Source organism: Pseudomonas sp. GM84, from assembly GCF_000282535.1.
Classification (GTDB): domain Bacteria; phylum Pseudomonadota; class Gammaproteobacteria; order Pseudomonadales; family Pseudomonadaceae; genus Aquipseudomonas.
This window is the reverse complement of the sequence record NZ_AKJC01000082.1, coordinates 1-13,516: the sequence shown is the minus strand read 5'-3', so window position 1 is coordinate 13,516 and position 13,516 is coordinate 1. Positions and strand designations below refer to the sequence as shown.

The 13,516-nt window shown below is 67.4% G+C and carries 14 protein-coding genes; 5 read left to right on the top strand and 9 right to left on the bottom strand.

Features of this window, described 5'->3' with window-relative positions; translation table 11 throughout:
• Positions 1-40: 40 nt before the first annotated feature.
• From mdcH to PMI38_RS05980, 9 genes are all read right to left on the bottom strand, one after another.
• A complete protein-coding gene (mdcH, locus tag PMI38_RS06020; protein WP_008091749.1) occupies positions 41-961 on the bottom strand; it encodes a malonate decarboxylase subunit epsilon in 921 nt (306 codons plus the stop codon).
• On the bottom strand, positions 958-1,572 hold the full coding sequence (locus tag PMI38_RS06015) for a malonate decarboxylase holo-ACP synthase (protein ID WP_008091748.1): 615 nt from the start codon (positions 1,570-1,572) through the stop codon (positions 958-960). Before PMI38_RS06015 ends, mdcH begins: the two co-directional genes overlap by 4 nt.
• 1 nt (position 1,573) lies before the next feature.
• Complete coding sequence (mdcE, locus tag PMI38_RS06010) at positions 1,574-2,365, bottom strand: biotin-independent malonate decarboxylase subunit gamma (RefSeq protein WP_008091747.1); 792 nt, start codon at positions 2,363-2,365, stop codon at positions 1,574-1,576.
• The gene (locus PMI38_RS06005; RefSeq protein ID WP_008091746.1) at positions 2,362-3,210 is read right to left on the bottom strand and encodes a biotin-independent malonate decarboxylase subunit beta; all 849 of its coding nucleotides are present in this window, start codon (positions 3,208-3,210) and stop codon (positions 2,362-2,364) included. The genes mdcE and PMI38_RS06005 overlap by 4 nt, the downstream gene beginning before the upstream one ends.
• On the bottom strand, positions 3,203-3,502 hold the full coding sequence (locus PMI38_RS06000) for a malonate decarboxylase subunit delta (RefSeq protein WP_008091745.1): 300 nt from the start codon (positions 3,500-3,502) through the stop codon (positions 3,203-3,205). The genes PMI38_RS06005 and PMI38_RS06000 overlap by 8 nt, the downstream gene beginning before the upstream one ends.
• Before the next feature lies 1 nt (position 3,503).
• Positions 3,504-4,427, bottom strand: a complete 924-nt coding sequence (locus tag PMI38_RS05995) for a triphosphoribosyl-dephospho-CoA synthase (RefSeq protein WP_008091744.1) — start codon at positions 4,425-4,427, stop codon at positions 3,504-3,506.
• Entirely contained in the window at positions 4,427-6,088 is a 1,662-nt protein-coding gene (gene mdcA, locus PMI38_RS05990) for a malonate decarboxylase subunit alpha (RefSeq protein ID WP_008091743.1), read from the bottom strand. The genes PMI38_RS05995 and mdcA overlap by 1 nt, the downstream gene beginning before the upstream one ends.
• A gap of 111 nt (positions 6,089-6,199) precedes the next feature.
• On the bottom strand, positions 6,200-6,943 hold the full coding sequence (locus PMI38_RS05985; RefSeq protein ID WP_008091742.1) for a cache domain-containing protein: 744 nt from the start codon (positions 6,941-6,943) through the stop codon (positions 6,200-6,202).
• A gap of 47 nt (positions 6,944-6,990) precedes the next feature.
• Positions 6,991-7,746, bottom strand: a complete 756-nt coding sequence (locus PMI38_RS05980) for a FadR/GntR family transcriptional regulator (RefSeq protein WP_008091741.1) — start codon at positions 7,744-7,746, stop codon at positions 6,991-6,993.
• A gap of 236 nt (positions 7,747-7,982) precedes the next feature.
• Between PMI38_RS05980 and PMI38_RS05975 the strand changes: the two genes are divergently transcribed.
• The 5 genes from PMI38_RS05975 (at position 7,983) to PMI38_RS05955 (ending at position 13,407) form a co-directional block, all read left to right on the top strand.
• Positions 7,983-9,407: a gamma-aminobutyraldehyde dehydrogenase gene (locus PMI38_RS05975; RefSeq protein ID WP_008091740.1), complete on the top strand. Its 1,425-nt coding sequence runs from the start codon at positions 7,983-7,985 to the stop codon at positions 9,405-9,407.
• Positions 9,408-9,507: 100 nt separating this feature from the next.
• Entirely contained in the window at positions 9,508-10,113 is a 606-nt protein-coding gene (locus PMI38_RS05970; protein ID WP_008091739.1) for a dimethylamine monooxygenase subunit DmmA family protein, read from the top strand.
• A complete protein-coding gene (locus tag PMI38_RS05965) occupies positions 10,110-11,078 on the top strand; it encodes a PDR/VanB family oxidoreductase (protein ID WP_008091738.1) in 969 nt (322 codons plus the stop codon). The genes PMI38_RS05970 and PMI38_RS05965 overlap by 4 nt, the downstream gene beginning before the upstream one ends.
• 17 nt (positions 11,079-11,095) lie before the next feature.
• The gene (locus PMI38_RS05960; RefSeq protein WP_008091737.1) at positions 11,096-12,136 is read left to right on the top strand and encodes a heme-dependent oxidative N-demethylase family protein; all 1,041 of its coding nucleotides are present in this window, start codon (positions 11,096-11,098) and stop codon (positions 12,134-12,136) included.
• 74 nt (positions 12,137-12,210) lie between these two features.
• The gene (locus tag PMI38_RS05955; RefSeq protein ID WP_008091736.1) at positions 12,211-13,407 is read left to right on the top strand and encodes an MFS transporter; all 1,197 of its coding nucleotides are present in this window, start codon (positions 12,211-12,213) and stop codon (positions 13,405-13,407) included.
• Positions 13,408-13,516 lie beyond the last annotated feature (109 nt).

Genomic DNA, 13,516 nt, shown 5'->3' with positions numbered 1-13,516 from the left:
ATCGAAGTTGTTTGTTGTTGTCCTTCGAGTTGCAACGCCGTCATCGGTTGTCGGCCACCTCCTGGCGCAGCAGCGCGTCGAGGGTGTCTGGCCGGGTGGCTTCGACGGCCAGCACCCTGCCCTGTTCGAACACCGGGCGGGCCAGGCCGCTGAGCACGCTGCCGGGCGGTATCTCCAGGTGCAGGCGCACGCCGCGCTCATAAGCGTTGCGCACCGTAGCACGCCAATCCACCCGTCGCGCCATGTTGCCGGCGAGGTCATCGCGCAGGCGCTGCGGGTCGTGGATCGGCCGTGCGCTGCTGCCACTCAGGTAAGTGATGCGCGGGCGGCGCAGTTCGACGTCGGCGAAGGCCGCCGCCAGCTCGGCGGCCGGGCCGTCGAGCAAGGCGCAATGGGACGGCACGCTGACCGCCAGACGCCGGGCCACACCCTGGCCACGGCTGCGGGCACGGGCCGCGACTTCGGCCATCGCGGAGTCGCTGCCGGCGATGACCATCTGGTTGTCGCTGTTGAGGTTGGCCAGGTAGACCTCGCCGCCCACCTCTGCCAGCAAGCGCTCGACGCTGGCCTGGTCGAGGCCGCTCAGGGCCGTCATGCCGTAGCCCTGGGGGTAGGCGCGCTGCATCAGCTCACCCCGCAGGGCCACCAGGTGCACGGCGTCCGACAGCGCCAGGGCGCCGGCGGCGACGGCAGCGGGATAGGCGCCAATCGACAAACCCGCCACATAGTCCGGCGCCGGGCTGCGCTGCATCAGCCAGCGCGCCCAGGCCACCCCGGTCAGCAGCAGGCACAGCTGCACGGCCCGGGTGCCCTGCAGGGCCTGCGGGCTGTCCAGCGTGAGCACCTGCTCGCCCAGCACTTCGCTGGCCTCTTCCAGCAGCGCTGCGCTGCCCTCGGGCAGGCGCTGCAGCATCCCCGCCTGCTGGGCGCCCTGGCCAGGGAAGGCGAACAGGCTGCTCACGCTGCGCACTCCAGCAGTTTCCACGGGTCGGCCACCAGCCGTGCGCCAAGCGCCGACTTGAGCAGCACGCGGCGCGCCACCCCGGCCCATTCGCGCAGGGCGACGGCACCGGCCGGGGTTTCCAGTTGCACATCGATGCGGCACGGGCCGCAGTCGAGAATATCCAGCAGCTCGCGTGCCTTGGCCCGCGCCAGGGGCCTGGAAGTGCGGATCACCAGGTCGAGGTCGCTGGCCGCGTGCAGCACCTCGACCCCGGTCGCCAACTGGTAACCCACCCCGCCCGTTGGCCCCCACTCCAGCCCGAAGGCATCGAGTACAGGCGCCACGCTTGCCAGTGCCTGCAACGCAGCCCAAGGGCTGGTGCCCTGCCAGCGCAGTGCTTCGGGGCTCAGCTGGCGACAGATGTCGGCCAGCCGCATTTCCACGCCCAGGCGCTGCGCCCGCCCCTGCCCGCGCACGCCCACCGCCACCCAGCCTGCGGCGCATACGGCACGCCGCACCACCACGGGCTGCCCGGCCGCGAGCACCTGCGCGGCCCAGGCCGGGGCATCGGCAGGCAACGCCGACGGGGTCATCCCCCAAAGCAGGTCATGGGGCTGCGGGGCATTCATCTCAGGCCTCCTGCCATTGGCTGCGCAGGCGTGCACGCACCTCACGCGAGGCGCTGCGATGCTCACCGGCCAGGCGTGAAGACAGGTCGGTCGAATGGCCGATATCGCGCACCGCCTCGGCCAGGCAGGCGCGGACCTGCGCCAGGTCGGCTGCACTCGGCGCGTCAGCGTTTTCTACGCCAAGGCGCCGCCACAGCAGGCCCAGCGAGGCATAGCTGGCCAAGTCATAGGCCATGGGCGGCACTTCGGCGGCCAGGGCTTCGAGCTGTTCGACGCTGCGCAAGGTGATGCGCGCCGCTGCCGCCTTGCCCATCGCGTGCACCATCACCCCACTGTCATCCAGGGCGATCAGCCGCTGTGCCTGATAACCATGGGCAAGGAAGGCACCAGACATGGCCTTGCCCACCAGCAGGCCGATGACCGGGTGCCCGGCCAGTCGCGCCTGGGCATAGGCCTGCACGGCTGCGGCCAGGGCCTGGTGGATGCCCAGGGCTTCCTCGCGGCGGCCATAGGCCTGGCTCGGCACATCGATGACCGCGACGATGGCGCGTTTCTCGCCATCACGGTCCAGTACGACCGCCTCGCTCACCGCCTTGGCCAGGCCCCAGCCTTCGAGCAGGCCGACCTCGCCTGAGCGGGCGCGGGGAAACGGGTTGTGCGCATCCGGCACCACGGCGATGAAGCGCGCCAGGCGGTGGTCCAGTTCGCCGTCGATGACCTTCACCGAGGCGGGATAGCCCGGCAGGGCTTCGCCACCGGCCAGGCCCGGCAGCCAGTTCAAGGCACGGTTCATGGGGCATCTCCTTGGTAAAGGGCGCGCACGGCGGCGGCATCCAGTTGCGGGCAGTCGTCGCCCAGGCTTGCCAGCCGCTCCAGGTACCAGGCGTGCTGGCCGGCGCGGTCGGCGGGCGCGGTGTCCAGCAGCTGCAGCAGCTGCTGGCGAATGCTGTCGACGTCGTCGGCCACGTAGCCGTCCACCAGGCCGCTGGCATGGCGCTGCTCGCCACCGGTCAGGCTCCAGATGAACGGCCGGTCCTTGGCGTCGTACTCGGCGATGCCGGCTTCCTGTTCGATCACTTGCGGGCCGTTGAGGCCCAGGCGCGCTTCGCGGGTGACCAGCAGGTGGCTGCACAGGCCGGCGGCGATGGACATGCCGCCGAAGCAGCCGACCGAGCCTGCGACCAGACCGACCACCGGCTGATAGGCACGCAGCTCGACGATGGCTGCCTGGATCTCGGCAATCGCCGCCAGGCCCAGGTTGGCCTCCTGCAGGCGCACACCGCCGGTTTCCAGCAGCAGCACGGCGCAGGTGGGGATGCCGTTGCGGTTGTCTTCGATGGCCAGCTCCAGAGCGCCGGCAATCTTGGCCCCGCCCACCTCCCCCATGCTGCCGCCCTGGAAGGCGCCTTCGATGGCGGCGATGACGGTGTTGCGGCCATCGAGCAGGCCCTTGGCGATGACCACGCCGTCATCGGCCTGGGGCACGATGCCCTGGCGCGGCAGCCAGGGCGACATCAGCCGTTCGAAGGGCCCGAGCAGTTCGCGAAAGCTGCCGGGGTCGAGCAAGGCACGGGCGCGCTGGCGTGCACCCAGTTCGACGAAGCTGCGGCTCTGCAGCAGGCGTGCGATGTCAGTCATGGCCGATCTCCTCGAAACCTTGCTCCAGGCGCAGGCGCACCACGCCGGGGGTGGCGCCGAAATCATGGATGTCGATCTTCACGGCCGGCACGCTGCGGCCGTCGAACAGGCGCTTGAACAGCTGGCTCCAGCGGGCGCTGCTGCCGTTGACCGAGGTCACCACCTGGATGTCCAGTTGGCCGGGGGTGCCGGGTTCGATCAGCACTTCAAGGTCGCCGGAGCTGACGCAACCGACCAGGGTGCGGCCACGGCCAGGTTCGGCGGCGGGGAATTGAAAGGTCAGGGTTTCCATGTCACAGGCTCCCGGTCTTGTCGAGGAACAGGCAGGCGGCCAGCAAATCGGCGGCGCCCCCTGGCGAGGCATTCATGTGCAGCAACTGGGTGTCGAGCAGGCGTAGCTGGCGGCGCCCGTCCAGGCTGGCGCAACCGCCGGCGGCGAGTACGGCGCGGGCGCCCTGCTGCAGCGCTTGCAGGCCTTGGGGGCCTGCGCGCCAGAGCACGCAGGTGTCGCTCAGGGCGGCCATGATCGCCAGCAGGGCATCGAGCCGGGCGTGGTTTTCGCTGGCACCGGCGGCGCGGCTGCGGCGCAGTTGCGGCAGGCCGTGTTCGATGACCGCCGGGAAGCCTTGCTGGGCCTGTTCGCGGGCACCGCTGGCGCCGTAACGGCGGCGTACCTGGTTGCCGTGGCTGTCGGGGGCGATGGCGGCCGGGTCATCGATCAGGGCGATACGGCCGGCGCGGGCTGCCACCGTGGCGGCATCGGCGCGGGTGTCCAGGGCGCGGGCTGCCACCAGCAGGCCCAGGGCCCAGATTGCGCCGCGGTGGGTGTTGACGCCGCCGGTGGTGGCCAGCATTACCGCCTCGCCGTCGCGACCGATGCGGCCCAAGGCGGTGCGCAGGGGGACGCCGATCTGGCCATGCTGCTCGGCGGCTTCGGCCATCTGGCGCAGGCAGGGCCACAGGGACAGGGCCGAGGCGTGCATCAGGGCCAGGGTCATGTCGCTGTGGGCGCCGCTGCTGCGGCGGTCGACCAGGCCGGGTTTGGGGGAGAGCTCGGCTTCGTCGATCAGGGATTCGACGGCGAGGTCGGCCAGGTGATCGACCAGCGGGATTGCGGTTGTTTTTGCTGGCCCTATCGCCGCGGTTCGTCGCCACGACAAGCCGGCTCCCACAGGGATCGTGTTGGGTTGATGAGGTTGCAGGTCGAGGGCTTTCATTACCAGCTCCTGAACCGTGCGGGCGGGTTGTAGAGGCCGCCGGACCACTCGACCAGGTCGGCGATGCTGCGCGCGGCGAGCAGTTCGCGGCTGGCGTCGGTGCGGCGGATGCCGAGGTCTTCAGGCAAGGCCACCAGGCCTTGCTGGCGCAGGCGCAGGGTGTCCTTGGGGTCGTGCCGCAAGCCGATGGCGGTGACGCCGGCCACGGCGGCGATCATCTGCTGGCGCTCCTCCAGGCTGCGTGCCTTGTACAGGTAGGCGATGCCCTCTTCGGTGAGCAGGTGGGTGACGTCGTCGCCGTAGATCATCACCGGCGCCAGCGGCATGCCGGCCTTCTTCGCCACCTCGACCGCGTCGAGGGTCTCGACGAAGGTGGGCTTGCCGCCTTCCTGGTAGGTCTCGACCATCTGTACCACCAGCTTGCGGCCGCGTTCGAGCATCGTGTCGGGCACGGTCATGTCCAGCCAGGCCGGGGTCGCGTGGCGGCGGCCGCGCGGGTCGTGGCCCATGTTCGGGGCTCCGCCGAAACCGGCCAGGCGGCCACGGGTGACGGTGGAGGAATGACCATCGCCATCGACCTGCAAGGTGGCGCCGATGAACAGGTCGACCGCGTACTGCCCGGCCAGCTGGCACATCATGCGGTTGGAGCGCAAGGAACCGTCGCGGCCGGTGAAGAACACGTCCGGGCGCTGGGCGATGTAGTCTTCCATGCCCAGCTCGGTGCCGAAGCAGTGCACGCTTTCGACCCAGCCGGTCTCGATGGCCGGAATCAGCGTCGGGTGCGGGTTGAGGGTCCAGTTGCGGCAGATCTTGCCCTTCAGGCCCAGCGATTCGCCGTAGGTCGGCAGGATCAGCTCGATGGCGGCGGTGTTGAAGCCGATGCCGTGGTTCAGCGACTGCACCTGGTGTTTTTCGTAGATGCCGCGGATCGCCATCATCGCCATCAGCACGTGCACGGGCTTGATGTGGCGCGGGTCGCGGGTAAACAGCGGCTCGATGTAGAACGGCTGGTCGGCGACCACCACGAAATCCACCCACGAGGCCGGGATATCGACCCGTGGCAGGTCGTCGACCCGGTCCACCAGCTGGTTGACCTGGGCAATCACCAGGCCGTCGCTGAACGCGGCCGGCTCTACCAGCGCCGGGGTGTCTTCGGTGCTGGGGCCGGTGTACAGGTTGCCTTCGCGGTCGGCCATGAAACCGGCGACCAGGGTGACGTTGGGGATCAGGTCGACCAGCAGCCGCGAGTACAGCTCGATATAGGTATGGATGGCGCCGACTTCGAGCAGGCCGTCTTCCAGCAACTGGCCGATGCGCAGGCTCTGCGGGCCGGCGAAGGAGAAATCGAGCTTGCGTGCAATGCCGCGCTCGAACAGGTCAAGGTGCTCGGCGCGGCTGACGCTGGGCATGATCATGTGCAGGTCGTGCAGGCGTTCGGGGTCGGCCTTGGCCAGGGAACGTGAGAGGAAGTCGGCCTGCTTCTGGTTGTTGCCTTCGAGCACCACCCGGTCGCCGGGGGCGATCAGCAGTTCCAGGGCTTCGACGATGCGCTCGGTCGGCAGCACCACGCCGTCGGCGAGGTGGCGGACGCGTTCCAGGCGGCGCTGCTTCTCGGCGCGCCGCCTGGACCATTGCGGCGGTGGATTCTTCGTTGTGGTCATTTGTGACTCCACGGGTTCGCTGTCGTGGAGGCACAGTAGGACGGGCTAGCCGACCCGATCAATCAAGCCGGGTGCGCGATCGTTACGCTCAGGTTAACGATCGCGCAATTTTCAGCGCCGAGGGGATGGCAAGCGAATCAGCGACCAGCCGGCCTCGGGCTCTTCCAGGACCAGGCGCACGCCGCCAAGCGGGGTGGGATCGAGCAGTTTGGGCGCCAGGTCGCCAACCATCCAGTTGGCGGTGTTGGCGGCGATGATGCGTCCATCGGCACTGATCAATACGGCTTCGTGCTCAAGACGCATGAGGCTGCACACCAGCATCTTCTCCAGGTTGTGCAGCGACAGGTCGAGCCCCGCGACACCAATGAAGTGCCCCTCGACGAGGATCGGCATGGTGAAGGTCAGCACGTACATGTTGGTGCCGTAAAGGTCCACGTAGGGGCCTTCGACGCTGCTGTTGCGCGAGTCGCGCGGGCGCGCGTACCAGGGCATGTTGGTGTAGTCGTAGAAGTTTTCCCGGCGCCGGTCGAAGTTAGGGCGCAGCGGCAGGGTCTTGCCGCCATCGGCCAGGTACCACCACTCCAGGTGCATTTCGCGGTCCGCCAGGCAGCCGGGCTCGACGATCACCCCGCCCCCGCAACCGAACGCGCCGGTGGCCAGCAGTTGCTCGTCGATGGCCGGGCGCAGCAAGGCCAGGTCCTTGGAGGCCGGCTGGCGCCCTTCGGCGAGCACCCGCGTCCACTGCTCGACCGCCACATCCACCAACTGCCGCACCTGGCCGAAGACGGTGCCCACCGTGCTGTTGAGCTGCTGGGCACACAGCAGCAGAGGGTCGCTATCGATTGCGGTAGACATGGCATTTCCTCACGCAGTTATTCTTGTAGGGTGTTGTGGTCAAGGGATCAGGCCGGGCTTTCGCTACCGGCCAGCAACTCCAGGCGCAGCGCCATCAGGCGCTTGATGCCGCGGCTGACATGGGCCTCGGCCAGCGCGCCGGCGAGCACCGCGTCACCGTTGACCAGGGCGTCGAGAATCGCCCGGTGCTCGTGTTCGATCACGCTGACTTCGCCGCCGCCGGCGGCTTCCATCCACAGCAGCTCGCCGACTTCCGACTGCAGGCGCATCTCGGCATGGGTCAGGCGCAACGACTGGGCCGCTGCCGCCACCTCGATATGGAACCGCGCATCGGCGCGGTGCCGGGCCAGGCGGGTGGTGGCCTGCTTCAGCGACTCGATGTGCTGGGCGATGCGCGCCTGTTGCTCGCGGGAGCTGCGCTGGGCGGCCAGGCGCGCGGCGGTGCCGGAAATCGCCATCTGCTCATCGCCCAGGTCGCGCAGGTCGGGGCCGCTCATTTCGCGCAGGCGGCTCAGCAACAGCGGCTCGGGCAGTTCCACCGGCGCGCAGACGAAGCTGCCGCCGTTGCGCCCGCGACGGGTTTCGATCAGCCCGCGCTGGCGCAGGACCACCAACGCTTCGCGCAAGGTCACGGTGGCCACCCCCAACTGCAGCGCCAGTTCGCTTTCGCTGGGCAGTTGCTGGCCTTCGGTGAACAGCCCCAGTTCGATGGCCTCCACCAGCCGCCGCGCCACTTCGTCGGTACGGCCTTCCTGGCGCAGGCGAATGAACGCGGTGCTGCGGGCAGTATTCAGGGCACTCATTGACTCTCCCTATTCAGTGTGTTCGACCAGGCCTTGGGGCAACGGGTTAAACGTTCAGTTCCGTATCTTATAGCGAATGGGCGGTGGCTGATACGGTCGCTGCAACGCCGCTGCAACCGCTTGAATGCGGCGCACGACCTATTATCGCCAGGGGAGTTGGCAAACTTCAAACATTAAGATATGTTTTCATATGTTTACGGTTTACCACAACGATAAAACCCCTCAAGGGAACCGCCATGCAAACGAAACTACTGATCAACGGCCAGCTGATCGCAGGTGACGGCGCCAGCCATGCTGTGTACAACCCCTCCCTGGGTGAAGTCATGGTCACAATCAACGAAGCCAGCAGTGCACAGGTGGATGGCGCCGTGCAGGCAGCCGATCAGGCGTTCGATGCCTGGTCGCAAACCCCGCCCAAGGACCGCGCCGCCCTGCTGCTCAAGCTTGCCGACCGGATCGAAGCGCAGGCCGAGGTGTTCGCCTACCTGGAGTCGCAGAACTGCGGCAAGCCCTACCAGGCCGCGCTCAACGACGAAATTCCAGCCGTGGCCGACGTGTTCCGCTTCTTTGCCGGTGCCAGCCGCTGCATGAACGGCTCGGCCGGTGGCGAGTACCTGCCCGGCCACACCTCGATGATTCGCCGCGACCCACTGGGCGTGATCGCCTCCATCGCGCCGTGGAACTACCCGCTGATGATGGTCGCCTGGAAGCTCGCCCCTGCCCTGGCCGCCGGTAACTGCGTGGTGCTCAAGCCTTCCGAGCAGACCCCGCTGACCGCACTGAAGCTGGCCGAGATCATCAACGAGCTGTTCCCGGCCGGGGTGGTCAACATCCTCTTCGGCAAAGGCCCGAGCGTGGGCGAGCCGCTGGTGACCCACCCGAAAGTGCGCCTGGTGTCGCTGACCGGCTCCGTGGCCACCGGCGCGCGCATCGTCGCCAACACCGCCAGCAGCGTGAAGCGCACCCACATGGAACTGGGCGGCAAGGCCCCGGTGCTGATCTTCGACGACGCCGACATCGACGCCGCGGTCGAAGGCATCCGCGCCTTCGGCTTCTACAACGCCGGCCAGGACTGCACTGCCGCCTGCCGCCTGTATGTGCAGCAAGGCGTCTACGAGACCTTCGTGCAGAAGCTTGGCGAAGCGGTCGGCAGCATTCGCCATGGCCTGCAGGACGACCCGCAAACCGAGCTGGGCCCGCTGATCACCCGCGACCACCTGGAGCGCGTGGCAGGCTTTGTCGAGCGCGCCAAGGCGCAGCCGCACATTCGCGTCATCACCGGCGGCAACCGTGTACCGGGCCCCGGCTACTTCTTCGAGCCGACCGTGCTGGCCGATGCCCGCCAGGACGACGAGATCGTCCAGCGCGAAGTCTTCGGCCCGGTGGTCAGCGTCACCCCGTTCAGCGACGAAGCCCAGGCCCTGGCCTTTGCCAACGACTCCGACTACGGCCTCGCCTCGTCGGTCTGGACCCGTGACGTGGGCCGCGCCAACCGCCTGGCCGCGCGCCTGCAGTACGGCTGCACCTGGGTCAACACGCACTTCATGCTGGTCAGCGAAATGCCCCATGGCGGCATGAAGCAGTCCGGCTACGGCAAGGACATGTCCATGTACGGGCTGGAAGACTACACCTGCGTGCGCCACGTGATGTTCAAGCACTGAGACAGCTTCGCTTTCGTCATAAAACATATAACACAATAGGTAATATGGCTTTAAGCGCTGACCGTGCGCCCTGCCATCACCTGAACGAGGTGTGACATCCATGCTTATCACCGGCATCAAGAGCCGCCCGGTCTATGACCGCCTGCAACCGATGACAGGGGGCCTGCGCCACCTGGTCGTCGGCCAGGGCAGCGGCGGCGCGGCCATGCTGCGCCTGATCGGCGACATGACCCCCGGCCAGCGCCAGGCCAGCACCCTGCTCTACTCGACCGAGTCGTTTTCCGGGCACAACCACCTGGCAGAACTGCGCCAGGCCCAGGTGGGCGACCTGCAGGTGTTCGACAGCAACCAGGCGCTGATCGACGGCCTGCGCCGCCTGCTGGAAAGCGCGCACATGGGCACCCGCCTGTACCTGAGCGGTTCGGAAAGCTTCATCGGCACCACCATGCAGGCCGCCAACGCGGTGGACCTGAACCGTGACGAAGTGCTGCGCGAACACAGCGGCACCCTGGTGCGCCGCGTCTGGTGCGCCCACTGCGACACCTACACCGAGAACGTCACTCACCGCGTCTTCACCTGCCCCGGCTGCCAGCTGGACCTCGTGGTACGCGACCACTACTCCCGCCGCCTGGCTGCGTTCCAGGGCATCAAGGCCGACGGTGAAGTCCCGGGCGAAATGCCAGCTGCCGAGGAGCTCGACACATGAACACCCACAACGGAACCCTCAGCGTGCGGGTCACCCGCATCGAGACGCTCACCCCGGAGATCAAGCGCTTCACGTTCGTCGACCCGGACGGCAAGCACCTGCCGGCGTTCTCTGGCGGCAGCCATGTGGTGGTGGTGATGCAGGACGGTGACAAGACCCACCGCAACGCCTATTCGCTGATGGGCTCGCCCTACGATTCCAGCGCCTACCAGATCGCCGTACGCCGAGTCGAAGACGGCCGGGGCGGCTCGCGCCACCTGCACGAAGCCGTGACAGAAGGTGCGCTGCTGCAGATTCTGCAGCCGGCCAACCTGTTCCCGCTGGCCAAGCATGCCCGCCAGCACGTGTTCATCGCCGGGGGCGTGGGGATCACCCCGGTTTACTCGCAGATGGAAGAGCTGCACACCAAGCAGGCCAGCTTCGAGCTGCACCTGGCCGTGCGCGGCCCGGAGCACACCGCGCTGGGCCTGGAACTGCAAGCCCGTTATGGCGCCCGTGTGCACCTTTATGTGCAAGGCCAGGATGAGCGCATGGACATCCGCGGCATCCTCGCCGAGCGTCCGCTGGGCAGCCACGTCTACGTCTGCGGCCCGGACAGCATGATCGACGACACCGTCGACAGCGCCCACGCCCTGGGCTGGACCGACAGCCACATCCACTTCGAGCGCTTCACCGAGCAAGGCTCCACCGGCCAGCCGTTCAGCGTCACCCTGGCCCGCCAGGGCGTGACCATCGACGTGCCGCCGGACCAGTCGCTGCTCGAAGCCGCCGAGCAGGCTGGCTACAAGGTGCCCTACCTGTGCCGTGGCGGTGCCTGCGGTTACTGCGAGACCGAAGTGCTGGACCTCGACGGTGAGCTGGATCACCGCGACGACTGGCTGAGCGACGAAGACAAGCTGAGCCAACGCAAATTCATGCCGTGCGTATCCCGGGCCTCCTGCAGCCGCCTGGTCGTAGACCTCTGAGACGAGAACAAGAAACCATGACCGTGTTCAAGCCGATCGAAACCTATTCCGACGACTACTCCTACAGCAACAGCCGCGACGCCATCCTGCGCCTGCCCTTCCCTTACCCGGAAGACCAGTACATGTACTCGATGAACGTCGAGCCGCATGTGCCGTTCGGCGTCGGCGCCCTGCGCGCCCAGTTCGACATCGACGAGCACTACATCTCCGAGTGCCACCACCGGGCGCAGACCCTCGACAGCCAGCCGGGCGTGCACTACGCCGCGCTGCCGCACATGATGGAAGCGCAGTGGGACTTGCTGGAGCTGCTGATGGAGTCCTACTCGCGGGACTTCCCCGAGCACTTCACCCTGGAGAAGAACGGCAGCCAGTGGCACTGGATCAACCGCCCGCTGCAGATCGACCAGACCTTCACCTTCGGCGACGCCAGCACCCTGCCGATGGAACCGATGGAATACATCACCCGCCAGGCCCAGGGCGAATTCATCCTCCTCGAAGAGCGTGACGAGACCCTGGTGATGGGCGCCGGTATGGCCACCCAGCGCGCCGACTATTCGCTGCGCTTCAACCTGGGCATGAGCTTCATGGAGTTCCACGGCCCGGTGCCGAAACTGCACGAGATGGGCATCCTGCAGCGCGCCCTGAAGTTCCTGCTGCGCCTGCGCCCAGGCCACCCGGTGCGCCGCACCAACTGGTCGATCACCGTCAACCCGCGCCTGGAAACCTCGGCCGAGACCTTGCCGGACTGGGCCCCGGACCGCACCACCGTGACCGCGGAAAACGCCGGCGAGCTGGTCAACCTGCGCATCGAGCTGCAACCGCTGCACCGCCTGCCGCGCAGCAACGCCGTGCTGTTCCCGGTGCGCACCTACCTGGTCAGCCTCAAGGAACTGGCCGAGGCCGCGCCGCAGTGGGCCAAGCGCATGCACCGGGTGATCCGCGACCTGGACCAGGAACTGGTCGACTACAAGGGCTTCACCCGTTACCGCGACGCCATGGTCACCTGGCTGTCGCAGTACGACGACGGTACGCCTGTCGACGAAAGTCTGCAGCAGTAAGTTTTTTTCCCACGAGCGCGCCATACTGGCGCGCTTTTTAGTAACGCTGTGCATGCCAACCAGGGATTACCCCGATGAAAACAACAATACGCAATGCCTTGCCCGAGAGCTGGAGCCTGGTGTTCTCCGCCGCCGCCTCCGCTTATGGTGTGGGCCTGCTCGGCCTTTGGGCGCTACCGTTCCTGATCAGCGCGATCATCAATGACCTCAAGCTCAACGAGGCCCAGGCCGGGTTGCTGATGTCGGCCGAATTCATCTTCACCATGCTCGCCTCCCTGCTGGTAGCGCCGCTCATGGGCCGCGCCCCGCGCCGCACCCTGGCGTTGGGTGGCACCCTGCTGGCGATCGCCGCCAACCTGGTCAGTGCGCACATGACCGACCTTTATGCCCTGGGCGCCGTGCGCTGCGTGGCCGGGGTCGGCGCGGGCCTTGCGCTGGCGTGCGGCAACGCCTGCGTGGCCAGCGCCAAGCAGCCCGACCGTATCGCCGGGCACATGAACATCCTCTCGGTGCTGCTGATGATCGTGGTCATGCTCGGCTATGCCAAGGTCATGGCGCTGTACGGCCTGGCCGGGCTGTACAACGCCATGGCCGCGACCATGGCGGTCATGCTGCTGGCGATCCCGGTGATGGAGCAGCGTGCACCGGTGCTCGAAGCGACGGTGGCGACGCACAAAGGCCCTGGCAATGTGCTGCTGAGCCTGCCGGCCATCTGCATGATGCTGGCGATGTTCGTGTTCCAGGCCCGCGACACCATGGGCTGGGCGTTCGTCGAGCGCATCGGCACCCTGGTCGGCTACAACGGTGACGAACTGGGCGTGTTGCTGTCGTTCCAGTCGTTCGTCGGCCTGATCGGTCCGCTGCTGGCGGCGATGATCGGCAAGCGCTTCGGCCTGAGCACCCCGGTGATCCTGGCCATTCTGCTGACCGGCGCGACCAGCCTTTGCTACGTGCTGGGCGAGCACTCCAAGAGCATGTACACCATCGGTGTGATGACCATCTGCATCACCTACTTCTATGCCTTGAGCTACCTGACCGGGCTGGCTGCGGCGCTGGACCGCGAAGGGCGTGTGGTGGCTGCAGCGAGCAGCTTCCTGAGCCTGGGGCTGGCGGTAGGGCCGGCGATTTCCGGAGGGTTGATCTCGCTGGGCGGGTTTAGTCTGGCGGCCTGGGGCATTGGGGTTACCGTGGTGCTGACGTTGATGCTGGTGGCCATCCCCTTGGCGAGCATTCGCCGTGAGCACGTGCCTGCAGGGCTGGCGACCGCCTGAGGTTCGGCGGGGCGTTTGAGATCGAGCGCCGCCCGCGCGGCGCATCGCGAGCAAGCTCGCTCCTACATCTGTTGCAACGTGCCTATGTCTGATAGGCCATGGTTGTCAG

Excerpts from the sequence above, each read along its gene's own strand:
- PMI38_RS06015 (WP_008091748.1), bottom strand. The coding sequence starts at position 1,572 with ATGAATGCCCCGCAGCCCCATGACCTGCTTTGGGGGATGACCCCGTCG.
- mdcE (WP_008091747.1), bottom strand. The coding sequence starts at position 2,365 with ATGAACCGTGCCTTGAACTGGCTGCCGGGCCTGGCCGGTGGCGAAGCC.
- PMI38_RS06005 (WP_008091746.1), bottom strand. The coding sequence starts at position 3,210 with ATGACTGACATCGCACGCCTGCTGCAGAGCCGCAGCTTCGTCGAACTG.
- PMI38_RS06000 (WP_008091745.1), bottom strand. The coding sequence starts at position 3,502 with ATGGAAACCCTGACCTTTCAATTCCCCGCCGCCGAACCTGGCCGTGGC.
- PMI38_RS05995 (WP_008091744.1), bottom strand. The coding sequence starts at position 4,427 with ATGAAAGCCCTCGACCTGCAACCTCATCAACCCAACACGATCCCTGTG.
- mdcA (WP_008091743.1), bottom strand. The coding sequence starts at position 6,088 with ATGACCACAACGAAGAATCCACCGCCGCAATGGTCCAGGCGGCGCGCC.
- PMI38_RS05985 (WP_008091742.1), bottom strand. The coding sequence starts at position 6,943 with ATGTCTACCGCAATCGATAGCGACCCTCTGCTGCTGTGTGCCCAGCAG.
- PMI38_RS05980 (WP_008091741.1), bottom strand. The coding sequence starts at position 7,746 with ATGAGTGCCCTGAATACTGCCCGCAGCACCGCGTTCATTCGCCTGCGC.
- PMI38_RS05975 (WP_008091740.1), top strand. The coding sequence starts at position 7,983 with ATGCAAACGAAACTACTGATCAACGGCCAGCTGATCGCAGGTGACGGC.
- PMI38_RS05970 (WP_008091739.1), top strand. The coding sequence starts at position 9,508 with ATGCTTATCACCGGCATCAAGAGCCGCCCGGTCTATGACCGCCTGCAA.
- PMI38_RS05965 (WP_008091738.1), top strand. The coding sequence starts at position 10,110 with ATGAACACCCACAACGGAACCCTCAGCGTGCGGGTCACCCGCATCGAG.
- PMI38_RS05960 (WP_008091737.1), top strand. The coding sequence starts at position 11,096 with ATGACCGTGTTCAAGCCGATCGAAACCTATTCCGACGACTACTCCTAC.
- PMI38_RS05955 (WP_008091736.1), top strand. The coding sequence starts at position 12,211 with ATGAAAACAACAATACGCAATGCCTTGCCCGAGAGCTGGAGCCTGGTG.